Source organism: Nocardioides sp., assembly GCF_044226305.1.
In the GTDB taxonomy this organism is placed as follows: domain Bacteria; phylum Actinomycetota; class Actinomycetes; order Propionibacteriales; family Nocardioidaceae; genus Nocardioides.
The window spans coordinates 213675-240166 of the sequence record NZ_JBGAHF010000004.1 but is presented as its reverse complement, the minus strand read 5'-3'; the positions used below and the strand labels follow the sequence as shown (position 1 = coordinate 240166).

The window sequence follows — 26492 nt, the reverse complement described above, 5'->3', positions numbered from 1 at the left end:
TCGAAGCCGGAGATGCCCACCTCGGTGGCGGCGATCTTGGCCAGCGTGTTCTTGACCACGGCGTAGTTGGCGTTCTCGCCGAGTGAGCGCCGCAGGTCCTGCAGCTGCTTCACGGTGAGACCGCGGTACTCGGTCAGCACGGCGCCGGCGCTGTCGTTGAACGAGTCAACGATCTCCGCGACGGCTGCCTGCTTGTCTGCCCGCGCCATGGGTCTCCTTCCGGTGGTCGACCGCCGCTCCGGGCCCACCGGAAATCACGAACGCCCCGAGCACAGGCTCAGGGCGTCTGGTCCCGGCACACGGCCGGTCCTGCTCTGTGACCTGCGCTGGCCGTCCGCATCTCCGCGGAACCTTCGGTCCTGCTGCTGGCGCAGCCTGACCACCGGCGGTCTCTGGTTACGAGGAGAACAGTACGGCGCGGGCCGGGTGCCCGCCAAATCGGGCACCCCCCGCACGACGACGCCGGCCCGCCAGGAGGACCTGGCAGGCCGGCGTACGGGTGGAGCTGGAGGTCAGGCGGTTGCGGACTCGTCCTCGACCGCGACGTTCTTGGTGCGGTTCGGGTCGACCTGGATGCCCGGGCCCATCGTCGTGGAGACGGTGACCTTCTTGATGTAGCGGCCCTTCGAGCTGGCCGGCTTCAGACGGAGCACCTCCTCCAGCGCCGCGGCGTAGTTCTCGGCGAGGGCGACCTCGGAGAAGGACGCCTTGCCGATGATGAAGTGGAGGTTGGCGTGCCGGTCGACGCGGAACTCGATCTTGCCGCCCTTGATGTCGGTCACGGCCTTGGTGACGTCCGGCGTCACGGTGCCCGTCTTCGGGTTCGGCATCAGGCCACGGGGGCCGAGCACGCGGCCGAGGCGGCCGACCTTGCCCATCATGTCCGGGGTCGCGACGACGGCGTCGAAGTCGAGCCAGCCACCGGCGACCTTCTCGATCAGCTCGTCGCCACCGACGACGTCGGCGCCGGCCTCACGGGCGGCCTCGGCCTTGTCGGCGTTCGCGAACACGAGCACGCGGGCGGTCTTGCCGGTGCCGTGCGGGAGGTTGACGGTGCCGCGGACCATCTGGTCGGCCTTGCGCGGGTCGACGCCGAGGCGCATGACGACGTCGACGGTCTCGTCGAACTTCTTCTTGCTGGTGGTCTTCGCGATCTTGATCGCGTCCAGCGGGGCGTGGAGCTCGTCCTTGTCGAACTGCTCGGCGGCCGCGCGGTAGGTCTTGCTGCGCTGCATGATGTGTTCCTACTTTCGGAGGACGTGGTCTTCGACGAGCCAGCGCGGCTCTCCCACGTGAGTTGCTGAGGGGCTGGGTTCGCGGAGGGGCGAGCTCAGTCGGTCGTGACGCCCATCGAACGGGCGGTGCCCTCGACGATCTTCATCGCTGCGTCGATGTCGTTGGCGTTGAGGTCCGGCAGCTTGGTCTGGGCGATCTCGCGCACCTGGTCCTTGGTCAGCTTGCCGACCTTCTCCTTGTGCGGGACGCCGGAGCCCTTCTGCAGGCCGGCGGCCTTCTTGATCAGCTCGGCGGCCGGCGGGGTCTTCGTGATGAAGGTGAAGGACCGGTCCTCGTAGATGGTGATCTCGACCGGGATGACGTTGCCGCGCATCGACTCGGTCTGGGCGTTGTACGCCTTGCAGAACTCCATGATGTTCACGCCGTGCGGACCGAGGGCGGTACCGACCGGCGGAGCCGGCGTCGCGGCACCGGCCTGGAGCTGCACCTTGACGAGTGCGGCGATCTTCTTCTTGGGAGGCATGCTGCTTCTCTTTCTTCCTCGTGGTCATGACGAGGCGTACGTCGTGCGCCTCTGCCACCTGCTGTCGCCCGAGGGCAACTGTCCTATTGTGCTGCGCTTCTCGCGTCTGACGAAATCGCAGTGGTCCGGGCTGCTTCTCGTCCCACCGGGTTTCGAGACGCGTCGCTCGTCCCGCGCTCCGCGCGATCCGAGCCGACGCTCCTCAACCTCTTCGCCTCTCGTGCCCGGAGCAAGCTCCGGGCACGGGCTCAGACCTTCTGGATCTGGCTGAACGACAGCTCGACGGGGGTCTCGCGACCGAAGATCTCGACGAGCGCCTTGACCCGCTGCGACTCCGCGTTGATCTCGGTGATCGTCGCGTGCAGCGTGGCGAACGGGCCGTCGACGACCATGACGGAGTCGGAGACGTCGAAGTCGGCCACCTCGACCGGCTTCTTGGCGACCGCCCCACCGGAGGTGGACGGGGTGCCGGCGGCCATCGCCTCGGCCTCGGCGCGGGCGACGACGGCGGGCGCGAGCATGTTCTCGACCTCGGTCATCGACAGCGGGACCGGCTGGTGGCTGTGGCCGACGAACCCGGTCACCGAGGGGGTGTGGCGGACCGCGGCCCACGACTCGTCGGTGAGGTCCATGCGGACCAGCACGTAGCCGGGGAGCACGGTGCGCTTGACCATCTTGCGCTGGCCGTTCTTGATCTCCGCGACCTCCTCGGTGGGGACCACGATCTCGTGGATGTAGTCCTCCATGTTGAGGGAGATGATGCGGTTCTCGAGGTTCGACTTCACCCGGTTCTCCATGCCGGAGTAGGTGTGCACGACGAACCAGTCACCGGGCTTGGCCCACAGCTCGCGGCGGAACATCTCGAGCGGGTCGTTGGCGTCGGGGTCCTCGGACTCGTCGGACTCCTCCGACGCGGCGTCCGGGCCCTCGTCGCCCTCGGCCACCGACATCTCGATGCTGGTGGCGTGGCCGTCGTGGGTGTCGTCGAGGCCCATGGCCCCGTCGGTGTCCTCGTCGGTGACCTCGGCGTCCAGGCGGGGGTCGTCCTCCACCTCGGGGCCGTCGTTCGGCTCGCCGTACTGGTCCTCGAGGGTCGGGTCGACCGCGGGGGCCGCCTCCTCGGGCTGCGCCGGGTCGTAGTCCTGCTCAGACACGTACTGCTCCATCAACTTCTCGTAGGTGTGCGGCCGGTCAGCCCGCGAAGACCTTGAACACGAGCTTGCCGAAGCCCAGGTCGAGCGCCGACACGAAGGCCATCATCGCGACGACGAAGACCATGACCACGATGAAGTACGTGACCAGCTGCTCCTGGGTCGGGTAGACCACCTTCCGGAGCTCCGCGATCACCTGGCGGTAGAACACGGGGATGCTGGTGCGCTTGTGGCCGGGCTTGCCGCGTGCGCCGCGGATTGCCTTGCTGTCCGGCACGTCCTCCACCTCTCGTCGTTGCGACCTGTTGGCCGACCTTGCAGGGCACGAGGGACTTGAACCCCCAACCTTCGGTTTTGGAGACCGATGCTCTGCCAGTTGAGCTAGTGCCCTTCGCCGGGGTCTCCCGGGCAGGACTGATCCTGTGGGAGAACCACCAGCCGCGAGTCTACGGGGTGGGGCGAGGTCGAGTCCAAACCGGCTTCGGGAGACCCGCGCGGCCGCCCTACGATGAGGCCATGACCTCCGACGGCTCCTCCCCCCGCTCGCGCCGCATCTCCCGCCGGATCGGCGCCATCGCCGAGTCCGCGACGCTGAAGGTGGACGCGAAGGCCAAGGCGCTCAAGGCCGAGGGGCGACCGGTGATCGGGTTCGGCGCCGGCGAGCCGGACTTCCCGACGCCCGACTACGTCGTCGAGGCGGCGGTCGACGCGGCCCGGGACCCGAAGAACCACCGCTACACCCCCGCCGGCGGCCTCCCCGAGCTGAAGAAGGCGATCGTCGCCAAGACCCGGCGCGACAGCGGCCTCGAGGTCGAGCCCGCCCAGGTGCTCGTGACCAACGGCGGCAAGCAGGCCATCTACGCGGCGTTCGCCACGATGCTCGACCCGGGTGACGAGGTGATCGTGCCGGCGCCCTACTGGACGACCTACCCCGAGGCGATCCAGCTCGCCGGCGGCGTCGCCGTGGAGGTCCTGGCCGACGAGACCCAGGACTACAAGGTGACCGTCGAGCAGCTCGAGGCCACCCGCTCCGACCGGACCAAGGTCCTGCTGTTCGTCTCGCCGTCCAACCCGACCGGCGCCGTCTACACCGCCGACGAGATCCGCGCGATCGGGGCCTGGGCCGAGGAGCACCAGCTGTGGGTGCTCACCGACGAGATCTACGAGCACCTCGTCTACGACGGCATCGAGACCGGGTCGCTGCCCGTCCTCTGCCCCGAGCTGGCCGACCACACCGTCGTCGTCAACGGCGTCGCCAAGACCTACGCGATGACCGGCTGGCGGGTCGGCTGGATGATCGGGCCCGCCGACCTGGTCAAGGCGGCCACCAACCTCCAGTCGCACGCGACCTCCAACGTCGCCAACGTGGCCCAGCGCGCCGCGCTGGCCGCCCTCGAGGGCGACCTGACCGCCGTCGACGAGATGAAGGCGGCCTTCGACCGGCGCCGGCGCACGATCGTCGCGATGCTCAACGAGATCGACGGCGTCGTGTGCCCGACCCCGGGCGGGGCGTTCTACGCCTACCCGTCGGTGAAGGGGCTGCTCGGCAAGGAGTACGGCGGCCGCCGGATCGACAGCTCCGCCGACCTCGCCGAGTACATCCTCGACCAGGCCGAGGTGGCCGTCGTGCCCGGCGAGGCCTTCGGCTCCCCCGGCTACCTCCGGCTCTCCTACGCGCTCGGCGACGACGACCTGGTCGAGGGCGTCACGCGGCTGCAGAAGCTCTTCGCCTGAGGGTGCGCGACCTCCACGCCCTCCCCAAGGCCCACCTGCACCTGCACTTCACCGGCTCGATGCGGCACTCGACGCTGCTCGAGCTCGCGGAGCGCGACGGCATCGCCCTGCCCGACCAGCTCGTGGAGGAGTGGCCGCCCCGGCTGTCGGCGGCCGACGAGAAGGGCTGGTTCCGCTTCCAGCGGCTCTACGACGTGGCGCGGTCGGTCCTACGCACCGAGGCCGACGTCCGCCGGCTGGTGCTCGAGGCGGCCGAGGACGACGTCGCCGACGGCGGCCGCTGGCTGGAGATCCAGGTCGACCCGAGCGGCTACGGCGCGAGGTTCGGCGGGATCACCGCGTTCACCGACCTGGTGCTCGACGCGGTGCGGGACGCGGCGGCCGCCACCGGGCTCGGGATCGCGGTCGTCATCGCGGCGAACCGCACGCGACACCCCCTCGACGCCCGCACCCTCGCCCGCCTCGCCGGGCAGTACGCCGGCCGCGGGGTCGTCGGCTTCGGGCTCTCCAACGACGAGCGGCGCGGCAGCACGGCGGACTTCGCGCCCGCGTTCCGGATCGCCGAGCGTGCCGGCCTGCTGCTGGTGCCGCACGGAGGCGAGCTGCGCGGGCCCGAGCACATCCGGGTCTGCCTGGACCAGCTGGGAGCCCAGCGGCTCGGCCACGGGGTCCGGGTCGCCGAGGACCCGGCGCTGCTCGAGCGGGTGGTGGCGGCCGAGGTCGTGCTGGAGGTCTGCCCGGTCTCGAACGTCGCGCTCGGGGTCTACTCCGACCTGACCTCCGTGCCCCTGCCCACCCTGCTCGAGGCCGGCGCCCAGGTCGCCCTCGGCGCGGACGACCCGCTGCTCTTCGGCTCCCGGCTGGCCGGGCAGTACGCCACGATGCGGGCCGCGCACGACCTCGAGGACCGGCAGCTCGCCGAGCTCGCCCGGATGTCGGTGCGGGCCTCGCGTGCCCCCGACGCCGTCCGGACCGAGATCCTCGCCGGCATCGACCGGTGGCTGGCCACGGACCCGGCCGGGCCTGCGAGGATGGGGACATGAGCGATCAGCCCGAGCCCCCGGGCCCGAACCCCTACGACCCGCAGAACCCGTACGGCACCCCGGCGCAGCCCGAGCAGCCGCCGCAGCAGCCGCCCTACGGCCAGCCGCAGTACCCGCAGCCGCCCTACGGCGAGCCGCAGCAGCCGCCGTACGGCCAGCCGGCGTACCAGCAGAACCCGTACCAGCAGCAGCCCTACGCCCAGCAGCCCTATGCCCAGCAGCCGTACGGCCAGCCCTACGGCCAGCAGCCGCAGACGCCCTACGGCTACACCCCGCCGCTGCCCAACCACCCGTCGTCGAACACCGCGATGGTGCTCGGGATCATCGGGCTGGCCGGCGTCGCGACCTGCGGCGGCATCACCCTGGTGCTCTCGCCGTTCGCCTGGGCGGTGGGCAGCAAGGCGGTCCGCGAGATCGACGAGAACCCGGGCGTCTACGGCGGTCGCGGCTCAGCGAGCTCCGGCAAGATCATGGGCATCATCGGGACGGTGCTGCTGATCCTCGGCATCCTGTTCTTCGCAGGGATCATCGCGCTCGCGATCGCCAGCGACTCGTCGTCGACGACGACCTACAACAACACCTGAGCGCCGCGGTCGCCGTCCGGGCTCGTCAGAGGGAGCAGCCGACGAGCACCGGCTCGTTGACGAGCCGGATCCCGAAGCGGGCCTCGACGCCGTCGCGCACCTCACGCGCCAGCGCCAGCAGCTCGGCCGCGGTCGCCCCGCCGCGGTTGGTGAGGGCGAGCGTGTGCTTGGCGGAGAGCGCGACCCGGTCGTTGCCGTGGCCCTTGTGGAACCCGGCGTGCTCGATCAGCCACGCGGCGCTCGTCTTCACGGCGCCGTCGGGCTGCGGCCACGCCGGGGCACCCGCGGGCAGGGCGTCGGCGGGCACGACCGGGTTGGTGAAGAACGAGCCGGCGCTCCACGTGTCGTGGTCCGCGGCGTCGAGCACCATGCCCTTGCCGGCGCGCAGGCCGAGCACCGCCCGACGCACCTCGGCGAGCGGCGCCCGCTGCCCGACGTCGACGCCGAGCGTCCGGGCGAGCTCGGCGTAGGCGACGGGGGTACCGAGCGAGCCGGGCCGCAGCTGGAAGGTCACCGAGAGGACCACGTGCCGTGCCGGGTCCGCCTTGAACCGCGAGGTGCGGTAGCCGAAGCCGCAGTCGGCGTTGGCGAAGGTGCGCACGCCACGCAGGGTCCGGTCCCAGACCCGCACCGAGGCGATCGTCTGGGCGACCTCCTGGCCGTAGGCTCCGACGTTCTGGATCGGCGTGGCCCCGACCGAGCCGGGGATGCCGGACAGCGCCTCCACGCCGGACCACCCGCGGTCGACCGCCAGGGCGACCAGGTCGTCCCAGCCCTCCCCCGCCGCGACCGTGACCAGCACGCCGCCGCAGGCGTCGGGGTCGTCGACGTCCGTGCGGACCCCCACGGTGGCGACCTCGACCACGGTGCCGGGGAACCCGTCGTCGGCGACCACCAGGTTGCTGCCGCCGCCCAGGACGAGGAGCGGCTCGCCCGCGGCGTCCGCGGCGCCGACCGCCTCGATCAGCTCCTCCTCGGTGGTGGCCCGCACCCAGCGCGCGGCGGGCCCGCCGAGGCGGAGCGTGGTGTGGTCGGCGAGCCGCTCAGGCACGGACCACGGCCTTCGGCATGCCGAGGACCTTCTGGCCGGCGCAGGCCACGGTGAGCGCGACCGTGGTGAGGCCGTCGGTGCTGTCCTTGACCTCGCCGGCGACCTCGACGTCGACGCCGCCCTCGGCCGGTACGACGACCGGGCTGGTGAACTTGCAGCCGAGGCTGACGACCTCGGCGCCGGGGAACCACGCCTCGACCGCGCGGGCGGCGAGCGCCATCGTGTACATGCCGTGGGCGATCACCCCGGGCAGGCCGACGCTGCGGGCGACCTCCTCGTCCTGGTGGATCGGGTTGTGGTCACCGCTGGCCTCGGCGTAGCGCACCAGGTCGGCGCGCGTGACGGTGTAGGTCTGCGTGGCGAGCGTCATGCGGGCCCCCGGTGGACCAGGGTGGCGCTGGTGGAGCACACCAGGGCGCCCGATGCGTCGGTGATCGCGCTCGTGGTGCCGATGATGTCGTTGCCCGCGATCTGGCGCAGGCTGCTGACCGTGAGCGTGGCGACGAGCTCGTCGCCGGGCACCACCGGGCGCTCGTAGGTGAACCGCTGCTCGCCGTGCACGATGCGGTGCAGCTCGACCTGCTCGGCCTCGAGGAACGCGTTCATCGCGTCGAAGGCGAGCACGATGGGGAAGGTGGCCGGAGCGGGGCCGCCGGCGTACTCGCCCCCGGTGGCGGCGACGAAGGCGGCGATCCGCTCCTCGGTGACGACGTGCGCCGGGGTGGGCGGGAAGACCCGGCCGACGAGCGACTGGTCCACAGGCATGGGCCCCAACATAGACGTCGACCCGCCCGGAGGACCGGACGGGTCGGACGGAGGAGCGGTCGGCGTCAGCGCGTCTCGCGGTGCGGCTGGTGCTTGCGGCAGCGCGGGCAGAACTTCGCCAGCTCCATGCGGTCGGGGTCGTTGCGGCGGTTCTTCTTGGTGATGTAGTTCCGCTCCTTGCACTCGACGCAGGCGAGCGTGATCTTGGGGCGAACGTCGGAGCTCTTGCTGGCCACGGGAAGTCCTTCTGCAGGTTGGTACGGGAGTCGCTCGTTCTGAGTAGCGGGGGCGGGACTCGAACCCGCGACACCACGATTATGAGCCGTGTGCTCTAACCACCTGAGCTACCCCGCCACGAGGGCACGACTGCGCGGACCAGCGTAGCCGGTCCACCCTAGGCGCCTGCCCAGAGCCCCTTTACGGAATCGAACCGTAGACCTTCTCCTTACCATGGAGACGCTCTGCCGACTGAGCTAAAGGGGCAACGACGGAGAACGATACACATCGCCTCCGGGATCGAGAAATCGCACCTGGGAGCGCTGCGTCCGGACCTCCGGGAGCCCTGTCCGGGCCCCTTCCCGGCCTCCGGCGGAGCCGGTCGGCGCGGTCCAGTCACGTCCGACCCGGTCCGGTGAAAACCCGGGTCCCGTCCCCGTCGGCGAGGCATCATGGACGGGGGCGGGACGGACGCTGTCCGGAACGCATGGAGCAGGTGAGTGGCACGCCGGGGGGCATGGTGTCGCGATCATGGAAGGCCGATGCCTGGGTGCTGGTCGCCCTGGCGCTGCTGGCCTCCGCCGCCGCCTACCTGTGGTTCCGCGACCTGGGCACCGTCCTCGGCTACAAGGACGCGCTCTCCCACCTGCTCATCGGGCGCCGGCTGGTCGTGGGGCAGCACCCCGGGTTCGGTCAGCTCGGCGGCATCTGGCTGCCCCTCCCCCACCTGCTGATCGCGACGCTGGCCTGGAACAAGGACCTCTACCTGTCCGGGCTCGCCGGCTCGGTGTTCTCGATGCTCGCCTACGTCGGCACCGTCCTCGGGCTGTACGTCGCCGTGCGGGTCGCGACCCGCGACCGGCTGGCCGGCTGGGTCGCCGCCGCCGTCTACGGGCTGAACGCCAACGCGCTCTACCTCCAGTCGACGCCGATGGGCGAGACCCTGATGTACCTGGGCATGGTGACCGCGGTCGCCGCGATGCTGCTCTGGTACCGGACCGAGCGGCACCGGTGGCTGATGCTCGCCGCAGTCACCTGCACGCTCCTGGTGCTGGTCCGCTACGAGGCCTGGGTCTTCTCCCTCGCCCTGCTCGTAGTGGTCGTGCAGATCTGCTTCGTGAAGGGCTACCGGTTCTTCAGCCACGACTTCGCGGGGCAGGCCTACGTCCTGGTGTTCACCGGGTACGCCGCCCTGGGGATCATCCTCTGGCTGGTGTGGGACCTGGTGATCTTCGGTGACCCGCTGGCCTGGTTCACCGGCCAGTACACGAGCATCGACCAGACCCGGGACCTGGAGCTGAGCCAGGTCGCCGACCTGCGGGTGTCCCTGCAGACCTACGCGTTCGGCATCCGGGACACCATCGGGCTCCCGCTGGCGCTGTGCGGCGCCGTCGGGATGGTGCTGATGGCGTGGCGCGAGCGGCTCTCGCCCGTGTTCACGACGTTCCTAACGACCGCGGCGGCCGGCGCGTTCATCACCTACGGCCTCTACTCGGGGACCCAGCCGATGCGCGTCACCGAGATCGACGGCGACCTCTACAACCTGCGGATGGCGGTCGTGATGCTGCTGCCGATCTCGCTGTTCACCGGCTACGCCGTCTCGCTGGTGCCGCGCACGGGCCGGCTGCTCTCCCGCGCGCTGCGACTGGTGGGCGCCGCCCTGGTGGTGGTGCTGGCCGGGGCCGGGCTCGCGAGCGCCTCGGCCACCGACGGCCACAGCGTGGTGACGAGCCTCGAGGCGTCCCAGGCGTACGCGGCGTACGACGAGGAGCGGGAGGTCGGCGACTTCGTGGAGGACCACACCACGGGGCGCCTGCTCATCGAGTCCTTCGCCAACGAGTGGGTGGCGTTCCCCAACCAGGAGCGGATGGTCTACGAGGGCAGCGACACGCTGTGGCGCGACGCGCTCGTCGACCCGGCCGGCCAGGAGGCGGACATCGACGTCGTCGTGATGCGCACGACCGAGGGCGACACCGACGCCGTGTACGACAACCTGTACGGCACGCCGGCGATGTCGGCGTACCGGGTCGTGCTGCGCACCGACCACTTCCTCGTCTACGAGCGGCGGGAGGCGGCGTCGTGACGATCCTGAGCAGCCGCCCGGCGGCCACCATCGTCCGGATCCGCCACCGGATCCGCCCGCGCGAGCGGGGTCACCGCCCGCTGTACGTCCGGGAGACCGCGGAGGAGCCGACGACCCGCGGCCAGCGGATCATCGGAGCGGTCGTCCTGGTGGCGGTCGTGATCGGCCTGGTCGTCGACCCGCTGGTGACCCTGCGCGTCCTGGTCGCGCTCTCCCTGGCGTTCAGCATCGCGTACCTGGGGCTCCGCGTGACCCTGGTGCTGGCCGCGGGCCGTTACCGCTTCCCGCCGCGGGTGGAGGTGCCGACCGAGGAGCTCCCGCGCTACACGACGCTGCACCCGATGTACGACGAGGCGCACATGATCCCGACGGTGGTCGCCGCGATGGAGGCGCTCGACTACCCCCGGCACCTGCTCCAGTGCCTGCTGGTCCTCGAGGAGCGGGACCGGGCGACGGTCGAGGCCGCCCGCGCCTACCCGCTGCCCCCCTACTTCCAGATCGTGGAGACCCCGACGGCGCGGCCGTACGGCAAGCCCAAGGCCTGCGACCACGCCCTGCGCTACGCGACCGGCGACTACGTGGTCATCTTCGACGCCGAGGACCGCCCCGAGCCGCAGCAGCTCCGCAAGGCGGTCGAGACGTTCCGTGCGGCCGAGGAGCGCGGCGACCCGCTCGGCTGCGTCCAGGCGCGCCTGGTCTTCGCCAACCAGTCCCCGCTGACCGGCCCCCTGGGCGAGGTGGTCCGCGACCAGGAGGGCTACGACGTCCGGCCGAGCACCTGGTGCTCGCGGTTCCTGGGCAACGAGTACGCCGTGCACTTCGAGCTGGTGCTCGCCGGGCTGTCCCACCTCGGCCTGCCGGTGCCGCTCGGCGGCACGTCGAACCACTTCCCGGCGAGCGTGCTCCAGGACGTGGCCTTCGACGCCGAGGTGATGCCCGACCTCGGGGGCGAGCCGATCACGACCGGCGCCTGGGACCCGTGGAACGTCACCGAGGACGCCGAGCTCGGGGGCGCGATCGCCGCCCACGGGTACACCACCGCGCTCTTCGACAGCTGGACCGACGAGGAGGCGCCGGTCACCCCGCTCGCCGCGCTCAACCAGCGCAGCCGGTGGCTCAAGGGCTTCCTCCAGACCACCCTCGTCCTGCTGCGCCGGCCCTGGCGCAACGCCCGGGTGATGGGGCCGGTGCGGTTCACCGCCTACCTGATGCAGGTCGGTGGCACCTACTTCTCCCTCTTCCTGGCCCCGCTGAGCTGGGCGCTGACCATCGCCTACGTGATCGACCGCCCCCAGTTCATCCGTGACCTGTTCCCCGGCCCGCTGCTCTACCCGGCGGTGCTGATCTTCGTGGGCGGCAACCTGCTGCTCGTGTCGATCTCCATCGCGGCGGCGCTGCGCCGGCGCGAGTTCGGCGCGATCCGCTACCTGATGACGCTCAGCCTGCCGTGGTGGCTGCTCCTGTCCGCCGCGAGCTGGACCGCGACCCTCGAGCTGGTCTTCCCGCACTGGCGGCCGACCTGGAACAAGACCGCGCACGGGGTCCGCTACGCCACGCGCCGCCGCCGCTGGTGGCTCGCCTTCACCCGGTGGCTCCAGGACCGCGAGATCGAGGCGCAGCAGCCGCACCCGCACGCCGCACCGCTCCCCGCCCTGGCACCCGCTCCCCTGGCCGCCGGGCCGCCGGTCGCGGCCGAGGAGGACTGGCGGGTCGCTGCGCGCGAGCGTGCCGAGGCGTCCCGGCGAGCCGCCAAGGAGCTGCGTACGGCGTCCGCCCAGCAGCGGCGCGACGCGATCACGGACCGGCGGACCGCCGCGCGCGCGGCCAACCGGGTCCGCCGGGAGGTCGCCAAGGCGGCTCCCGACAGCCGCGGGCCGATCGACTTCGGCGCCGGCGTGGACCGGCAGCTGGTCGGGGTCAGCCGGTGATCCGGGGCCAGGGTGCGGCCTCCTCGAGCTCGTAGGCGAGCTCGAGGAGCGTCGGCTCGCGGCCGGCTCCGGCGGAGAGCATCATGCCCTGCGGCAGCCCGGCCGCGGTGGTCGCGAGGGGCAGCGAGACCGCGGGGTCGCCGGTGGCGTTCTGCCACGGCGTGAACGCCACCCACTCCAGGATCCGCTCCATCACGGTCTCGAAGTCGTTGGTCGGGTCGAGCCGGCCGACCAGCGGCGTGGTCTCGGCCAGCGTCGGCGTCAGCACGACGTCGTACCGCCGGTGGAACTCGGCCGAGAGCCGGGTCAGCCGGCGCAGGCGGGCGATCGCTCCCGGGAGCCGGTGCAGCCTGGTGCGGCAGTGCCGGTCGAGGCCGAGCGTGAGGTTGTCGAGCCGGGTCGCGTCGAACGTCGGGCCGAGCTGGCGGCGCCCGGTGCGCACGATCGCCATCGCGAGCATCGACCAGTAGAGGAGGAAGTCGTCGGGCACGGTGGCCGGCGCCGGGTGCTCCACGTGCTCGACGTGGTGGCCGAGCTCCTCGAGCAGCCGCGCGGTCTTGAGGGTCAGCTCGACGACCTCGGGCGCCGCGCTGCGGCCGATCCCGCCGGTGTGCACGGCGACCCGCAGCCGGGCCCGGCCCGGCTGGGTGACGTCGCCGATCGGCGGCAGCGAGAGCGCGCGGTAGACCCGCTCGGCCTCCCGGAGGAACGCGGCGGTGTCGCGGACCGACCGGGTCAGGACGCCGTCGGAGACGATCTTCACCGGCATCTGCCGGGTGATCTTGTCCTGGGCGAGGCGACCGCGGGTCGGCTTGAGTCCCACCAGCCCGTTGACCGCCGCCGGGATGCGGATCGAGCCGCCGCCGTCGTTGCCGTGCGCGAGCGGCACGGCGCCGGCGGCGACCAGCGCGGCCGTGCCGGCCGACGAGGCGCCGGCGGTGTGCTCGAGGTTCCAGGGTGACCGGACCGGGCCGAGACGCGGGTGCTCGGCCGCCGGGCTGAACCCGAACTCGGAGAGCTGGGTCTTGCCGATCGGCAGCAGGCCGGTGGCGAGGAACATCCGGGCGAAGTCGCCGTCCGCGGTCAGCGGCCGGCCGCGGAACGCGTCGCAGCCCTGCTGGGTCGGCATGTTCGCGACGTCGACGTTGTCCTTGAGGAAGGTCGGGACGCCGGCGAAGTAGCCGCCGCGCGGGTCGCGAGCCTCGGACCGGGCCCGGTCGTAGGCGACGTACGCCACCGCGTTGAGCTGGGGCTGGAGCCGCTCGGTGCGCGAGATCGCGGCCTCGACGACGTCCGGGATCGACACCTCGCCGTCCTGGATCGCGGTCACCAGGCCGACCGCGTCGCGGTCGCCGAGGGCGTCGTCACCGAAGGCGTGGACTCGGGTCACGGGGCGCGTGGTCACGGAGCGAGGCTAGCCGCGGACGGCCGTCCCGGAGGGCTGTCTCAGAAGGCTTCCGAGCCGAACCGGTAGACCGCGACGATCACGCACATGACCACCAGCGCCAGGCTGCGGACCACGTCGGGGAGGAACTCGCGCCGGCGCACGTGGACGACGATCGCTCCCGCGGACAGCACCGCCAGGCAGGTCGCGGCCACCGGGGTGAGGATGCCGAGACCCACCAGCGGCGGCACCACCAACCCCACGGCGCCCAGCAGCTCGGCCCAGCCCAGCGCCCGCAGGGCCGGCTCGGAGTAGTCCTCGGCCCAGGTCAGTCCGGCGGCGACGATCTCCTCCCGCGTGCGGGTCAGCTTGAGCAGGCCGGTGCCGAGGAAGATCGCGGCCAGGAAGCCGGCGAGGATCCAGAGCCAGACGTTCGCGGTCACGCCGCGACCCTACTGAGTGGGCCGGCGACCCCTGCGCCGCGGGCGACCGCAGCGTCATCCGAGGTGGTCGCCCCGGCAGCCAGGTCGGATGACGTCCCCGGCGGCGCCGGCGCGACGTCATACGAGGTGGTCGCCCCGGCAGCCAGGTCGGATGACGTCCCCGGCGGCGCCGGGTGGTCCAGCCCTCGCCCGGTCCGGGTGATCACGGAACGGCCGGACCGGCGAAGGATCGGGGGCATGGGACTCAGGGACAGGCGGGAGGAGCGTCGCGACGCACGCCGCGGCGTCACGACGTACCGGATGCGCGAGAAGCTGTTCGCGATCGGTGACGACTACTGGATCGAGGACACCGGCGGTCAGCGGGTGCTCAAGGTCAACGGCAAGGCGCTGCGCGTCCGCGAGACACTCATCATCGAGGACCCCTCGGGTCGCGAGCTGTACAAGATCCAGGAGCGCAAGCTGCGGGTCCGCGACACGATGGAGATCGAGGACGGGAACGGGCACACCGTCGCCACGGTGAAGAAGGCGATGATCACGCCGCTGCGCGAGCGGTTCAAGGTCGAGCTGGCCTCGGGCGGCGAGCTCGAGGTGCACGGCAACATCGTCGACCACGAGTACGAGATCAGCGGGAACGGCGGCAAGGTCGCCGAGGTCTCCAAGCGCTGGTTCCGCGTCGCCGACACCTACGGCGTCGAGGTCGAGGACGGGCAGGACCCGGTGCTGCCGCTGGCGATCACCGTCGTCATCGACCAGATGACCCGCGACGTCGGCTGACCGGCACCGACGGACCGAGGGGACGACCCGCCGGGTCAGCTCCCGGCGGTGAGCCGCGCGTCGACGGCGACCGGCGCCAGCACGTGGTCGAGGGCCAGGGCGCCGCAGCCGACGACGCCGGCCCGGTCGCCGTGGGTCGCCGGGAGGAACTGCAGGTCGCGGGTGGCGAGCGGGGCCGAGCGCCGGTAGACGCTCTCGCGCACGCCCGCAACGTAGAAGTCGAACGCCGCCGCCATGTCGCCGCCGATCACGACGGCGGCCGGGTTGAGCAGGTTGATGGCCACGGCCAGCACCTCGCCGAGCTCCCGGCCGCTGTCGCGCAGCAGCCCGCGCGCAGCGGAGTCGCCCTGCAGGGCGAGGGCGACGAGGTCGCGGACGTGCCCGACCGGGTGCCCCTGCTCGGACATCCGGGCGACCAGCGCCCAGCCGGCGGCGATCGTCTCCAGGCACCCGGTCGCGCCGCAGCGGCAGGGCAGCTCCCCCGCGGCATCGACGACGGTGTGCCCGATCTCACCGGCCGCGCCGAGGTGGCCGCTGAGCACCTTTCCGTCCGCGACGATCCCGAGGCCCAGGCCCGTCGAGGCCTTGACGACGAGGACGTCCTCGAGGGCGCCGGCGCCGCCGAGCAGCTCGGAGCGGGCCAGGACGTCGGCGTCGTTCGCGACGAAGAGCGGTGCGTCGGCCACGTCGGCGAAGTACGGCGCCAGCTCGACGCCGTCCCAGCCCGACATGACCGGCGACCCGATGCTGAGCCCGCGCACCGGGTCGAGGGTGCCGGGCAGGCTCAGTCCGATGCCGAGCACGGGCGGGACCACGCCGTCGAGGAGGTCGCGCAGCCGGTCCGCCACCGCGGGCATCAGGTCGTCGGGGCCGATCCCGACCTCGTGGTCGCGGGAGTCGGCGGCGAGCTCCTGGCCGTCCAGGTCGAGGACCGCGAGCTGGCTGCGCGAGCGGCCGAGCGCGACGGCGAGCACCACGCCGGCGTCCTTGTTGAAGACCAGCGCACCGGGCGGCCGGCCGCCGGTCGAGGCCAGCTCCTCGCCGATCAGCAGCAGTCCCGCCCCGGTCAGCGACGTCACCCGGGCGGTGACGGCGGTGCGCGAGAGACCGGTCAGCAGACGCAGCTGCGACCGGGTCTCGGCGCGGCCGGTGCGCACCAGCTCGAGCAGCTCACCGGCGGTCGCCGGCGCCGCCGACTCGCGCGACTCGACCCCCGTGGACATGGGCGAGAGCATAAACCTCCCTACTTTGATCTTGAAAAAGCGTAACTTGGGCTTGCTTTGTGCCTAAGGCCTTCCTACCGTGGTCGGCATGGACATCGCTGCCGCACCGCACGTGCTTCCCGGGTCGTGCGACTTCACGGTCTTCGGCGGCACCGGCGACCTCGCGCTCCGCAAGCTCCTCCCCGCCCTCTACCACCGCGACCTCGAGGGCCAGCTGCCCGAGGACTACCGGGTGCTGGGGGTGTCCCGGTCCGACCTCGACGACGAGGGCTGGCGCGCGGAGGTGCGCGCCGCGCTCGCGACCTACGTCGACCCCAGCGACCTCTACGAGGGTGCCGTCGAGCGATTCCTGGGCCGGCTGCACCACCTGATGCTGGACGCCGAGGACCCCGGTGACTGGGACCGCTTCCACGCCTTGCTCAAGGACCGGCCGCAGCCGGAGGAGGCCGTGCGGGTCTTCTACCTGGCGGTCTCCCCGACCCTGTTCGGCGCGATCTGCCAGCGGCTCGACGAGATCGGCGTCGTCGACGAGCGCGCCCGCGTCGTCATCGAGAAGCCGATCGGGCACGACCTGGCGTCCGCGCGCGAGGTCAACGAGTCGGTGGGGCGGGTCTTCGACGAGTCCCAGATCTTCCGCATCGACCACTACCTGGGCAAGGAGAGCGTCCAGAACCTGCTGGTCACCCGGTTCGCCAACACCTTCCTCGAGCCGCTCTGGAGCTCGCACTGGGTCGACCACGTGCAGATCACCGTCGCCGAGACCGTCGGCGTCGGCGGTCGCGGCGGCTACTACGACCACGCCGGCGCGCTGCGCGACATGGTGCAGAACCACCTGCTCCAGCTGCTCTGCCTCGTCGCGATGGAGCCGCCGACGTACGTCGGGCGCGAGACCGTGCGCGACGAGAAGCTCAAGGTGCTCCAGGCGCTCAAGCCGATGACGCCGGCCGACGTCGACCACGACACCGTCCGCGGCCGGTACGTCGCCGGGCTGGTCGACGGGGCCGAGGTGCCGTCGTACGCCGACGACCTCCGCCCCACGGTCGGGCACGGCCACGGGTCCAGCACGGAGACCTTCGTGGCGCTGCGCACCGAGGTGCAGAACTGGCGCTGGGCCGGCGTGCCGTTCTACCTGCGCACCGGCAAGCGGATGGACCGCCGGGCCTCGGAGATCGTGGTCGTCTTCAAGCACCCGCCGCACCCGATGTTCCCCAACGCGGAGGGCGTCACGACGCCGAACCGACTGCACATCCAGGTCCAGCCCGACGAGGGCATGCGCCTGCACCTGACCGCCAAGGAGCCGGGTCCCGGCGGGATCCGGTTGCGTCCGGTCTCCCTGGACCTCAGCTACGCGACCGCGTTCGAGCAGCGGCTCCCCGACGCCTACGAACGGCTGCTGATGGACGTGATCAAGGGCAACCCGACGCTGTTCATGCGTCGCGACGAGGTCGAGGCCGCCTGGACCTGGGCCGAGCCGATCCTCCAGCGCTGGTCTGCCTCGCCCGAGCGCCCCGAGCCCTACCCGGCCGGCACCGACGGGCCCACCGCCGCCACGACGCTCCTCGAGCGCGACGGCCGCTCCTGGCAGGAGCCCGACCGGTGAGCCCGCAGGTGCACCCGACCGTCGCCGCCGTCACCGAGCGGGTGGTCGAGCGCAGCGCGGCGAGCCGGCAGCCGTACCTGGCCCGGATCCGGGCGGCCGGCGAGGCCGGGCCGGCACGGGGCCGGCTGGCCTGCGCGAACCTCGCGCACGGCTTCGCGGCCTCCGGCGCCGACGACAAGCGCGCGCTGCGGGGCCGGACCAAGCCGAACCTCGCGATCGTCACCTCCTACAACGACATGCTCTCGGCCCACCAGCCGTACCGGGACTACCCCGAGGCGCTGAAGAAGGCCGTCGTGCGGGCCGGCGGCATCGCGCAGGTTGCCGGCGGCGTGCCGGCCATGTGCGACGGCATCACCCAGGGCCGCGACGGCATGCAGCTCTCGCTCTACAGCCGCGACGTGATCGCGATGTCGACGGCGATCGCGCTCTCGCACGACATGTTCGACGGCGCACTGATGCTCGGCGTCTGCGACAAGATCGTCCCGGGTCTGCTCATCGGCGCCCTGTCCTTCGGCCACCTGCCGACCGTCTTCGTGCCCGCGGGGCCGATGGCCTCCGGCCTGCCGAACGGCGAGAAGGCGAAGGTGCGCCAGCTGTACGCCGAGGGGAAGGTCGGTCGCGAGGAGCTGCTCGAGGCCGAGTCGGCGTCGTACCACTCGGCCGGGACGTGCACGTTCTACGGGACGGCCAACTCCAACCAGCTGCTGATGGAGGTGCTCGGGCTGCACCTGCCCGGGTCGTCGTTCGTCAACCCGGGCACACCGCTGCGCGAGGCCCTCACCGCGGCCGCCGGCCGCCGGGCGACCGAGCTGACCCGCGCCGGCGGCGAGCCCACGCCGATCGGCGAGGTGGTCGACGAGAAGGCGGTGGTCAACGCCTGCGTGGCCCTGCTCGCCAGCGGCGGCTCGACCAACCACACCATCCACCTCGTCGCGATCGCCCGGGCGGCCGGCATCACGCTGACGTGGGACGACCTGGCGGACCTGTCCGCGGTCGTGCCGCTGCTGTGCCGCATCTACCCCAACGGCGAGGCGGACGTGAACCACTTCCACGCCGCCGGCGGGATCGCCTACCTGGTGCACACGTTGCTCGGGGCCGGCCTGCTGCACGAGGACGTGCGCACGGTCGCCGGCCGGGGGCTGCACCACTACACGACCGAGCCGGTGCTGCGCGGCGACGCGACCACCGGCGCCCTGACCTGGGAGGAGGGGCCGAAGCGGTCCCTCGACACCTCGGTCCTGCGGCCGGCCACCGACCCCGTCCAGGCCGACGGCGGCCTGCGCGTGCTGCGCGGCCCGCTCGGACGTGCGGTCCTCAAGACCTCGGCCGTGCGGTCCGAGCACCGCCGGGTCACCGCGCCCGCCGTGGTCTTCGACGACCAGCACGACCTGCTCGCCGCGTTCGGCGCCGGCGAGCTCGACGGCCGCGACTTCGTCGCCGTGATCCGCTACCAGGGCCCCGCGGCCAACGGGATGCCCGAGCTGCACAAGCTCACGCCGGCCCTCGGGGTGCTGCAGGACCGGGGCCAGCGGGTCGCGATCGTCACCGACGGCCGGATGTCCGGGGCGTCGGGGAAGGTGCCCGCGGCGATCCACGTGACCCCCGAGGCCGCGCTCGGCGGCCCGCTGTCCCGGGTGCGGGACGGCGACCTGGTCACCGTGGACGCCGACGCCGGGGTCCTCGACCTGCACGTCGACCACGACGAGCTGGTGCGCCGGCCGGCCACCGGCCGCGCCCCCCAGGGTGCCGAGTGGGCGGGCACCGGCCGCGAGCTGTTCGCCGCCTTCCGCGCCACCGTCGGCTCCGCGGAGACCGGCGCCAGCGTGTTCCCGGGCGTCACCGTCCCGCCGCAGGAGGTCCCCGTTGTCGAGCCCGTCTGAGTCCTCGCTCCTCGACGTGGTGCCGGTGCTCCCGGTCGTCGTCGCGGAGGACGCCGCGCAGGGCGTCGCCATCGCCCGCGCCCTGGTGGCCGGCGGGCTGCCCGCCATCGAGCTCACGCTCCGCACCCCCGCCGCCCTCGAGGCGATCCGGGCGATCACGGCCGAGGTGCCCGAGATCCTGGTCGGTGCCGGCACGATCGTGGCCCCCCGCCAGGCCCGGCTCGCCGCCGACGCGGGCGCCCGGTTCCTGGTCTCCCCCGGCACCACCCGGTCGGTCCTGCACGCGATGCAGGAGACCGGGCTGCCGTTCCTGCCGGGCGTCGCCACCGTGTCGGAGGTGCTGGCCGCCCTCGAGGCGGGCTGCTCCGAGCTCAAGCTCTTCCCGGCCGAGGCGTCCGGTGGCACCGCGTTCCTGAAGGCGGTCGCCGGCCCGGTGCCGCAGGCCCGCTTCTGCCCGACCGGCGGGATCACGGCGACCAGCGCGCCGTCGTACCTCGCCCTGCCGAACGTCGGCTGCGTCGGCGGGTCCTGGCTCACGCCGGGCGACGCGGTGGCGTCCGGGGACTGGGAGCGCGTCGCGAAGCTCGCCGCGGAGGCCGCCGGTCTGCTTCGCTGACCGGGTGAGCCCAGCGCCGCGCGCGTACGACGTCAGCCTGCCGACCCACGCCGTCGGGGTCCTCGAGTGGGGACCTGCCGACGGCCCGCTCGTCGTCGCGCTGCACGGCTTCCCCGACACGGCGCAGACCTGGCGGCGGGTGGCGCCGCTGCTGGCGGACGCGGGCTGGCGGGTCGCGGCGCCGTACCTGCGCGGCTACGCGCCGTCGGGCATCCCGACCGACGGCGGCTGCTCGGTCCGCGCGCTGGTCGCCGACGCCCGGGCGCTTCACGGCCTGCTCGGCGGCGACGGCCGCGCGGTGCTGCTCGGCCACGACTGGGGCGCGATCACCACCAACGCGGTCGCGGGCGACCCCGCGTCGCCGTACGCACGGCACGTGGCGCTGTCGGTCCCGCCGTTCCCGGCGATGAACCCGTCCCCGCGCACGCTCGGCACCTGGGCGGGCGCGATGGTCCGCCAGCCGCTGCACTCGTGGTACATCGCCTTCAACCAGGTGCCCGGTCTGGCCGAGCGCGACTTCCACCGGCTGGCCGCCCGGCTGTGGCGGCAGTGGTCGCCCGGGTACGACGCCACGGAGGACCTCGCCCACCTGCGCGACGCGGTCCCGGACCGGGAGCACGCCAGGACCGTCGTCTCCTACTACCGGGCCCTGCTGGGACCGGGCATCACACCGGCGCTCGCGGAACCCGTGCACCCGCTGCTGCTGCTCCACGGCGACCGGGACCGGTGCCTGGAGCCGGGTCTGGCCCGGCTCGCCGGGGCCACCACCGTCGGCGGCGCCGGGCACTTCGTGCAGCTCGAGCAGCCGGAGAAGGTCGCGGCGTCGGTGCTCAGCTTCCTCTCCTGAAGCACCCGAGGAGGTGCGGGTCGAAGACCCCGATCGCCTCCATGAGCGCGTACATCGTCGTCGGGCCGACGAAGGCGAACCCGCGCCGCTTGAGCTCCTTGCTGAGCGCGGTCGACTCGGCCGAGGTGGTGGCCATCTCGGTGGTGTCGCGCCAGCCCGGAGGGTCCGCGGGCGCGAAGGACAGCACGAAGGCCTCCAGGCCCTCGGCGTCGCGGAGCGCGACCGTGGCGCGCGCGTTGGTGACGGCGGCCTCGATCTTCATCCGGTTGCGCACGATCCGCGGCTCCTGCATCAGCCGCTCGACGTCGTGAGGCCCGAAGGCCGCGACCGCGTCGGCGTCGAAGCCGTGGAAGACCTCGCGGAACGCCGGGCGCTTGGCCAGGATCGTCGACCAGGACAGGCCGGACTGGAACGCCTCCAGCGTCAGTCGCTCGAGGTACGCCGACTCGCCGCTGACCCGCCGGCCCCACTCGCGGTCGTGGTAGTCGCGCATCGCCCCCGGGCCGCCGGCCCAGGGGCAGCGGGCGACGCCGTCCTCGCCGGCCACCGGTCCCATGCAGCCATCCAAGCGCACCGCACCGACAGCCCCTGAACCGCGGAGCCGCCCCGGCCGTGTCTCCAGCAGGACCGATGAAGGGAGACACCATGTCGATCCACCTCCGCCGGCTGGCGGTCGCAGCGAGCGGTCTGGCGCTCGTCGCTGCAGGCGCCGGGGTCCTCAGCCCGACGCAGGCCGCACCCGCCCACCGGGCCGCGGTGCAGCGGCTCGAGGCGACCCTGCGGCCCAGCGGCGACCCCGACGGCTCGGGCGAGGCGCACTTCACGCTGAACAAGGCACGCCACAAGGTCTGCGCCACGGTGTCCTGGGAGCACATCGCCACCCCGGACTCCGCCCACATCCACCGGGTGTCGGACGGCGGGATCGTCGTCGACCTCGGCGGCTCCGTGACCGGCGGCCCGCACTGCGCCACCGGGGTGTCCAAGCGGGCGATCGCACGGATCCTGAACAACCCGGGGGCCTACTACTTCAACGTCCACAACTCGACCTACCCGGCGGGCGCGATCCAGGGGACCCTGCACCGCTGACGCTGGGTCCCCGGTCGGTCAGCGGTACTCGGGGTTCTCCCAGTCGAAACGGGTCCCGGCGTCCCACGCCGAGCGCTGGTTGCCGTACGCCGGGAAGCCGCCCTCGTCGCGCAGCATCCGCGCGAGGTGCATCAGGTTCCAGGTCATGAACGTCGTGTTGCGGTTGGTGAAGTCGTTCTCGGGGCCACCGCTGCCGGGGTCGAGGTAGGACGGCCCGGGTCCCGCCTCGCCGATCCAGCCGGCGTCGGCGTTCGGCGGGATGGAGTACCCGACGTGCTGGAGGCTGTAGAGCACGTTCTGCGCGCAGTGCTTGATGCCGTCCTCGTTGCCGGTGATGAGGCAGCCGGCGACGCGCCCGTAGAAGAGGTACTGGCCGGCGTCGTTGAGCATCCCGCTCAGCGAGTAGATCCGCTCGATGAACCGCTTGGTCACGCTGCTGTTGTCGCCGAGCCAGATCGGCCCGGCCACCACGAGGATCTGGCTGTCCAGGATCCCCGGGTAGAGGTCGGGCCAGGCGTCGGTCTCCCAGCCGTGGTCGCGCATGTCCGGGTACACGCCGGTCGCGACGTCATGGTCCACGAACCGGATCACGTCGACCTCGACGCCGTGGGCGCGCATGATCGCTGCGCTCGCATCGACGAGGCCCTGGGTGTGGCTGCGCTCCGGGCTGCGCTTCAACGTGCAGTTCACGAAGGTCGCACGCAGGGCGGTGAAGTCGGGGGCATCGGTCATGGCGACCACTGTCCTGCGCTGCGACGAAGGCGGCAACCGCCTCGTCGTGACGGTTCGGTGACGTCGCGTCAGCGGCGCTCCTTGAGCCGCGCGTTGGGCAGCGGCGGTGCCGGGATCGGCGGCAGGCGCTCGCCGACCGGGACGCCGAACCGCCCGTCGACCAGCCCCGCGTCGGTGATCTGCTGCTGCCACTCCGCGCGGAACCCGACGATCTCCTCGTGGCTGCGGCCCACGAAGTTCCACCACATGACGATCGGCTCGCCGAACGGCGGCCCGCCGAGCACCAGCAGACGCACCGGCTCGTCGTACGACGTCAGGGTGACGGTCGAGCGGCCGGGCGGGACGTAGGCGAGGTCGGCCGGCTTGGCGTCGGTGCCCGCGACACCGACGACGCCGGCGTCGACGAGGACGCCGTGCTCGTGGGCCGGGTCGACGGAGAGGGGCAACGTGGTGCCGGGCGCGAGCCGCAGCTCGGCCCCGACGAGCGGGGTGGCGGTGGGGACCGGCGAGGTGTCGCCGAGCAGCGACCCGAGGAAGACGCGCGCCTCCCACCCCTCGCCGGTCACCGGAGCCGGCGCGTGGTGGTCGAACCGCGGGGCCGTGTCCCGGTGGGAGTCCGGCAGCGCCACCCACAGCTGCGCACCGTGCAGGGTCGTCGTCGACGACGTCGACACCTCGGAGTGGCTGATGCCGCGACCGGCGGTCATCAGGTTGACCTCCCCGGGCCGCACCATCGCGTGGTGGCCGGCGCTGTCGCGGTGCTCGACCTCGCCGGTGAACAGCCAGCTGACGGTCTGGAGCCCGGTGTGCGGGTGCGGCGCCACGCGCATCCCGCCGGTGTCGCCGACGTCGTCCGGGCCGTAGTGGTCGACGAAGCACCAGGCGCCGACCAGCGAGCGCTGCCGCTGCGGGAGCGTCCGCCGCACCCGCATCGCCCGGGGGCCGCCGAGCGGCACGTCGCGGGGGGTCATGATCTCGACGCCCGGGGTCACCGCCGGTCCGGCGGTGACCTCCTCGGGCCGGTCCTCGAGGTTGCTCACCGGGACATTGTCCCGCGCGCACCCCAACCGCCCGCAGCAATAGCCCCATCGGACCCTGTCCGACCAGGCCGCTGAACCGCTAGGTTGCGAACGCCTTCCTTGGGACGAACAGGAGCATGGGATGTCAACGAACGAACCACCTCCCGAACAGCCTCCGGCCGGCGGAGCACCGCCACCGCCACCGCCACCGCCTCCCACGTACGGCGATCCCGCCGGCGGGTACGGCGGCGGCACCACGCCGCCCCCTCCCCCGGCCCCGCCGGGCGGGGGCAACCCGGGCGCCAACGGCTACAGCGTCGGCAACGCCTTCTCCTACGGCTGGAACAAGTTCACCGCCAACATCGGCCAGATCCTCATCGCGGTGCTGATCCTGGTCGCGGTGATCATCTTCTTCCAGGTCGTGGGCTTCTTCATCGGCCGCGCGGTGGCGTGCGACCCGAAGGTCGAGTTCACCGACAACGGCATCAAGACCGAGGACTGCGGCGGCATCTTCGTCGCGCAGAACATCGTCAGCTGGCTGTTCAGCCTGCTGACCTGGATCATCTCGATGATCATCGGGGCGGGCATCGTCCGCGCCGCGCTGGACATCACCGACGGCCGGCAGCTCGAGGGCACCTCGATCCTGAAGCCGCACAAGCTCGGTGACGTCATCCTCGCCTCGGTGCTGATCGGCATCGCGACCTTCGTCGGGTTCATCCTCTGCGTGATCCCAGGACTCCTGGTCGCGTTCTTCACGTCGTACACGCTGTACTTCCTGATGGACCGGCAGGAGCTCGGTGCGATCGATGCGATCAAGGCCAGCTTCGAGTTCACGAAGAACAACGCCGGCAACGTGATCCTCTGGTTCCTGATCAGCCTGGTCGCGTGGTTCGTCGGCGCGCTGTTGTGCGGCATCGGACTGATCGTGGCGCTGCCGGTGGTCCTCATCGGAACCGCGTACACGTACAAGACGCTCAGCAACCAGCCGGTCGCCCCGTAGCACCGTTCAGAGCAGCTCCAGCGTGACCCGCGCCGAGTCCCCCCCCTCGAGGGACTCGGCGCGGCGTACCGCCTTCTTGACCGGCAGGGCATAGCCGCGAGCGTCCGGGAACACCGAGGTGCGCCAGGTGGTGCCGCCGACGGTCACCTCGACCCGCACCGAGCCGAACCCGCGTGGCGGGCCTGACCGCAGCCGGATCTCCTCGGTCTCGTCGGGCGGCACGGTGACGAAGACCCACGACGTGCCGTCCTGCGCGGCGTCCCACTCCCAGAGCTCGGCGTCGAACGCGCAGGACCAGCCCATGGACCGATGGTCTCAGCTGTTCGAGAAGACCGCCGGGTCGTCGCCGCCGCGGCCGGCCCAGGTCCACGCGTACGCCGGGTGCTCGACCGCGAGGGCGCCTTCGCCGAGGTCGAGCGGGGCGAAGGTGTCGACCATCACCGCCGTCTCGTCGAACTCCTCGACGCCCAGCGACGCCTCGATCGCCGACGGCTGTGGGCCGTGCGCGTACCCGCCCGGGTGCAGCGAGATCGACCCGATCCCGATGCCCGAGCCCTTGCGTGCCTCGTAGTCCCCGCCGACGTAGAACATCACCTCGTCGCTGTCGACGTTGGAGTGGTAGTACGGCACCGGGATCGCCAGCGGGTGGTAGTCGACCTTGCGCGGCAGGAAGTTGCACACGACGAAGTTGTGGCCCTCGAAGACCTGGTGCACCGGCGGCGGCTGGTGGACCTTGCCGGTGATCGGCATGTAGTCCTCGAGGTTGAAGGTGTAGGGGTAGAGGCACCCGTCCCAGCCGACGACGTCGAACGGGTGGGTCGCGTAGGTCATCCGGGTGCCGACGATGCCGGCACTGGTGCGGTGCTTGACCAGCACGTCGACGTCGGCGCCGTCCGCGAGCAGGACGTCGTCCGGGCCGTGCAGGTCGCGCTCGCAGTACGGCGCGTGCTCGAGCAGCTGGCCGTAGCGGGAGAGGTAGCGCTTCGGCGGGGCGACGTGGCTGTTGGCCTCGATCGGGTAGAGCCGGCTCGGCTCGGCGGGGACCCAGCGGTGCGTGGTCGCCCGCGGGACGAGCACGTAGTCGCCGGTGCGGTAGCCGATGGCACCGAAGACGGTCTCGACGACGCCGCTGCCGGACTCGACGTAGACGCACTCGTCCCCGGTCGCGTTGCGGTAGAGCGGCGAGGGCTCGGTCCCGGTCACGACGTAGGAGATCCGTACGTCGTTGTTGCCGAGCACGAGGCGCCGGTCGGTGACGGCGTCCGGGCCGGTCTCGAGGTCGTGGAGCCGCAGGTGGCGGGGCTTGAGCGGGTGGTTCGGCGTCCGGGTCTGGTCGCGCAGCTCCCAGACCTCCGAGGCCACGATCGCCGAGGGCACCCCGCGGTGGTAGAGCAGCGAGGAGTCGGAGGAGAACCCCTCCTCGCCCATCAGCTCCTCGTAGTAGAGCCGGCCCTCGGCGTCCCGGTGCTGGGTGTGCCGCTTCGGGGGGACCGTGCCGATCCGTCGGTAGTGGACCATCTCCCGCTCCGTCCGATAGTCGAACGCTTACGTCCGTTATGCGCTTCGCGGCTACA

At 72.2% G+C, this 26492-nt stretch carries 29 protein-coding genes and 3 tRNA genes; 12 read left to right on the top strand and 20 right to left on the bottom strand.

The genetic code is table 11. From position 1 onward, the window contains the following. The 6 genes from rplJ to ACILQ5_RS06595 form a co-directional block, all read right to left on the bottom strand. On the bottom strand, positions 1 to 209 hold a 209-nt coding region (gene rplJ, locus ACILQ5_RS06620; protein WP_395657183.1), incomplete at its 3' end, for a 50S ribosomal protein L10. A gap of 303 nt (positions 210 to 512) precedes the next feature. After that, on the bottom strand, positions 513 to 1235 hold the full coding sequence (gene rplA / locus ACILQ5_RS06615) for a 50S ribosomal protein L1 (protein ID WP_395657182.1): 723 nt from the start codon (positions 1233 to 1235) through the stop codon (positions 513 to 515). 95 nt (positions 1236 to 1330) lie between these two features. After that, a complete protein-coding gene (gene rplK, locus ACILQ5_RS06610) occupies positions 1331 to 1759 on the bottom strand; it encodes a 50S ribosomal protein L11 (RefSeq protein ID WP_028637305.1) in 429 nt (142 codons plus the stop codon). Positions 1760 to 2007: 248 nt separating this feature from the next. Further along, positions 2008 to 2925 (bottom strand): transcription termination/antitermination protein NusG, encoded by a 918-nt coding sequence (gene nusG / locus ACILQ5_RS06605; RefSeq protein ID WP_395657181.1) that lies wholly within the window; start codon positions 2923 to 2925, stop codon positions 2008 to 2010. A gap of 25 nt (positions 2926 to 2950) precedes the next feature. Beyond that, on the bottom strand, positions 2951 to 3187 hold the full coding sequence (gene secE, locus ACILQ5_RS06600) for a preprotein translocase subunit SecE (protein WP_395657180.1): 237 nt from the start codon (positions 3185 to 3187) through the stop codon (positions 2951 to 2953). Positions 3188 to 3228: 41 nt separating this feature from the next. Then, positions 3229 to 3301, bottom strand: a tRNA-Trp gene (locus tag ACILQ5_RS06595). Between the two features lie 125 nt (positions 3302 to 3426). Here ACILQ5_RS06595 and ACILQ5_RS06590 point away from each other — a divergent pair. From ACILQ5_RS06590 to ACILQ5_RS06580, 3 genes are read left to right on the top strand one after another with little or no spacing between them, the layout of a single operon-like run. Then, positions 3427 to 4644 carry a pyridoxal phosphate-dependent aminotransferase gene (locus tag ACILQ5_RS06590; protein WP_395657179.1) on the top strand — a complete coding sequence of 406 codons (1218 nt, stop codon included), beginning with the start codon at positions 3427 to 3429 and terminating at the stop codon, positions 4642 to 4644. After that, positions 4641 to 5687 carry an adenosine deaminase gene (locus ACILQ5_RS06585; RefSeq protein ID WP_395657189.1) on the top strand — a complete coding sequence of 349 codons (1047 nt, stop codon included), beginning with the start codon at positions 4641 to 4643 and terminating at the stop codon, positions 5685 to 5687. The genes ACILQ5_RS06590 and ACILQ5_RS06585 overlap by 4 nt, the downstream gene beginning before the upstream one ends. Continuing rightward, positions 5684 to 6271: a DUF4190 domain-containing protein gene (locus ACILQ5_RS06580; RefSeq protein WP_395657178.1), complete on the top strand. Its 588-nt coding sequence runs from the start codon at positions 5684 to 5686 to the stop codon at positions 6269 to 6271. The genes ACILQ5_RS06585 and ACILQ5_RS06580 overlap by 4 nt, the downstream gene beginning before the upstream one ends. A 25-nt stretch (positions 6272 to 6296) precedes the next feature. Here the strand turns inward: ACILQ5_RS06580 and ACILQ5_RS06575 are convergent, their stop codons facing one another. The 6 genes from ACILQ5_RS06575 to ACILQ5_RS06550 all read right to left on the bottom strand — a co-directional run bounded on the left by ACILQ5_RS06575 (position 6297) and on the right by ACILQ5_RS06550 (position 8570). After that, positions 6297 to 7322, bottom strand: coding sequence for a UDP-N-acetylmuramate dehydrogenase (locus ACILQ5_RS06575; RefSeq protein ID WP_395657177.1), 1026 nt, complete (start codon positions 7320 to 7322; stop codon positions 6297 to 6299). Continuing rightward, positions 7315 to 7692 (bottom strand): MaoC/PaaZ C-terminal domain-containing protein, encoded by a 378-nt coding sequence (locus ACILQ5_RS06570; RefSeq protein WP_395657176.1) that lies wholly within the window; start codon positions 7690 to 7692, stop codon positions 7315 to 7317. Before ACILQ5_RS06570 ends, ACILQ5_RS06575 begins: the two co-directional genes overlap by 8 nt. After that, positions 7689 to 8087 (bottom strand): MaoC family dehydratase N-terminal domain-containing protein, encoded by a 399-nt coding sequence (locus ACILQ5_RS06565; protein ID WP_395657175.1) that lies wholly within the window; start codon positions 8085 to 8087, stop codon positions 7689 to 7691. Before ACILQ5_RS06565 ends, ACILQ5_RS06570 begins: the two co-directional genes overlap by 4 nt. 65 nt (positions 8088 to 8152) lie before the next feature. Next, positions 8153 to 8323 (bottom strand): 50S ribosomal protein L33, encoded by a 171-nt coding sequence (gene rpmG / locus ACILQ5_RS06560; protein ID WP_292677334.1) that lies wholly within the window; start codon positions 8321 to 8323, stop codon positions 8153 to 8155. Positions 8324 to 8367: 44 nt separating this feature from the next. Then, positions 8368 to 8441, bottom strand: a tRNA-Met gene (locus tag ACILQ5_RS06555). A gap of 56 nt (positions 8442 to 8497) precedes the next feature. Next, positions 8498 to 8570, bottom strand: a tRNA-Thr gene (locus ACILQ5_RS06550). Positions 8571 to 8790: 220 nt separating this feature from the next. Here ACILQ5_RS06550 and ACILQ5_RS06545 point away from each other — a divergent pair. Both ACILQ5_RS06545 and ACILQ5_RS06540 read left to right on the top strand, forming a co-directional pair. Beyond that, positions 8791 to 10386: a hypothetical protein gene (locus tag ACILQ5_RS06545; RefSeq protein ID WP_395657174.1), complete on the top strand. Its 1596-nt coding sequence runs from the start codon at positions 8791 to 8793 to the stop codon at positions 10384 to 10386. Further along, positions 10383 to 12314, top strand: coding sequence for a glycosyltransferase (locus ACILQ5_RS06540; protein WP_395657173.1), 1932 nt, complete (start codon positions 10383 to 10385; stop codon positions 12312 to 12314). Before ACILQ5_RS06545 ends, ACILQ5_RS06540 begins: the two co-directional genes overlap by 4 nt. On the opposite strand, the gene ACILQ5_RS06535 is transcribed toward ACILQ5_RS06540, so the two are convergent. Both ACILQ5_RS06535 and ACILQ5_RS06530 read right to left on the bottom strand, forming a co-directional pair. Then, positions 12304 to 13719 (bottom strand): amidase, encoded by a 1416-nt coding sequence (locus ACILQ5_RS06535; RefSeq protein ID WP_395657172.1) that lies wholly within the window; start codon positions 13717 to 13719, stop codon positions 12304 to 12306. The genes ACILQ5_RS06540 and ACILQ5_RS06535 overlap by 11 nt on opposite strands. A gap of 41 nt (positions 13720 to 13760) precedes the next feature. Next, complete coding sequence (locus tag ACILQ5_RS06530; protein WP_395657171.1) at positions 13761 to 14141, bottom strand: DoxX family protein; 381 nt, start codon at positions 14139 to 14141, stop codon at positions 13761 to 13763. A 237-nt stretch (positions 14142 to 14378) separates the two neighbouring features. On the opposite strand from ACILQ5_RS06530, the gene ACILQ5_RS06525 reads away from it, so the two are divergent. Then, positions 14379 to 14915 (top strand): LURP-one-related/scramblase family protein, encoded by a 537-nt coding sequence (locus tag ACILQ5_RS06525; RefSeq protein WP_395657170.1) that lies wholly within the window; start codon positions 14379 to 14381, stop codon positions 14913 to 14915. A 35-nt stretch (positions 14916 to 14950) separates the two neighbouring features. Here ACILQ5_RS06525 and ACILQ5_RS06520 read toward each other — a convergent pair whose 3' ends face one another. Then, a complete protein-coding gene (locus ACILQ5_RS06520) occupies positions 14951 to 16138 on the bottom strand; it encodes an ROK family protein (RefSeq protein WP_395657169.1) in 1188 nt (395 codons plus the stop codon). A gap of 88 nt (positions 16139 to 16226) precedes the next feature. Between ACILQ5_RS06520 and zwf the strand changes: the two genes are divergently transcribed. From zwf to ACILQ5_RS06500, 4 genes are read left to right on the top strand one after another with little or no spacing between them, the layout of a single operon-like run. Then, on the top strand, positions 16227 to 17738 hold the full coding sequence (zwf, locus tag ACILQ5_RS06515) for a glucose-6-phosphate dehydrogenase (protein WP_395657168.1): 1512 nt from the start codon (positions 16227 to 16229) through the stop codon (positions 17736 to 17738). An 8-nt stretch (positions 17739 to 17746) separates the two neighbouring features. Next, complete coding sequence (gene edd, locus ACILQ5_RS06510) at positions 17747 to 19618, top strand: phosphogluconate dehydratase (protein WP_395657188.1); 1872 nt, start codon at positions 17747 to 17749, stop codon at positions 19616 to 19618. After that, positions 19602 to 20234 carry a bifunctional 4-hydroxy-2-oxoglutarate aldolase/2-dehydro-3-deoxy-phosphogluconate aldolase gene (gene eda, locus ACILQ5_RS06505; protein ID WP_395657167.1) on the top strand — a complete coding sequence of 211 codons (633 nt, stop codon included), beginning with the start codon at positions 19602 to 19604 and terminating at the stop codon, positions 20232 to 20234. Before edd ends, eda begins: the two co-directional genes overlap by 17 nt. A gap of 4 nt (positions 20235 to 20238) precedes the next feature. Continuing rightward, positions 20239 to 21081, top strand: coding sequence for an alpha/beta fold hydrolase (locus tag ACILQ5_RS06500; RefSeq protein ID WP_395657166.1), 843 nt, complete (start codon positions 20239 to 20241; stop codon positions 21079 to 21081). Here ACILQ5_RS06500 and ACILQ5_RS06495 read toward each other — a convergent pair. After that, positions 21065 to 21637, bottom strand: coding sequence for a DNA-3-methyladenine glycosylase I (locus tag ACILQ5_RS06495; RefSeq protein ID WP_395657165.1), 573 nt, complete (start codon positions 21635 to 21637; stop codon positions 21065 to 21067). The two genes, ACILQ5_RS06500 and ACILQ5_RS06495, sit on opposite strands and share 17 nt — an antisense overlap. Before the next feature lie 89 nt (positions 21638 to 21726). Between ACILQ5_RS06495 and ACILQ5_RS06490 the strand changes: the two genes are divergently transcribed. Further along, the gene (locus ACILQ5_RS06490) at positions 21727 to 22167 is read left to right on the top strand and encodes a CHRD domain-containing protein (protein ID WP_395657164.1); all 441 of its coding nucleotides are present in this window, start codon (positions 21727 to 21729) and stop codon (positions 22165 to 22167) included. 18 nt (positions 22168 to 22185) lie between these two features. Here the strand turns inward: ACILQ5_RS06490 and ACILQ5_RS06485 are convergent, their stop codons facing one another. Both ACILQ5_RS06485 and ACILQ5_RS06480 read right to left on the bottom strand, forming a co-directional pair. Further along, positions 22186 to 22899 (bottom strand): flavodoxin family protein, encoded by a 714-nt coding sequence (locus tag ACILQ5_RS06485; RefSeq protein WP_395657163.1) that lies wholly within the window; start codon positions 22897 to 22899, stop codon positions 22186 to 22188. A gap of 68 nt (positions 22900 to 22967) precedes the next feature. Then, positions 22968 to 23939: a pirin family protein gene (locus ACILQ5_RS06480; protein ID WP_395657162.1), complete on the bottom strand. Its 972-nt coding sequence runs from the start codon at positions 23937 to 23939 to the stop codon at positions 22968 to 22970. Between the two features lie 121 nt (positions 23940 to 24060). Between ACILQ5_RS06480 and ACILQ5_RS06475 the strand changes: the two genes are divergently transcribed. Continuing rightward, positions 24061 to 24918 (top strand): hypothetical protein, encoded by an 858-nt coding sequence (locus tag ACILQ5_RS06475; RefSeq protein WP_395657161.1) that lies wholly within the window; start codon positions 24061 to 24063, stop codon positions 24916 to 24918. A gap of 6 nt (positions 24919 to 24924) precedes the next feature. Here ACILQ5_RS06475 and ACILQ5_RS06470 read toward each other — a convergent pair whose 3' ends face one another. Together ACILQ5_RS06470 and ACILQ5_RS06465 are read right to left on the bottom strand one after the other, a co-directional pair. Beyond that, a complete protein-coding gene (locus ACILQ5_RS06470) occupies positions 24925 to 25221 on the bottom strand; it encodes a DUF1905 domain-containing protein (protein ID WP_395657160.1) in 297 nt (98 codons plus the stop codon). Between the two features lie 12 nt (positions 25222 to 25233). Beyond that, entirely contained in the window at positions 25234 to 26436 is a 1203-nt protein-coding gene (locus ACILQ5_RS06465; protein WP_395657159.1) for a homogentisate 1,2-dioxygenase, read from the bottom strand. Positions 26437 to 26492: the final 56 nt, after the last annotated feature.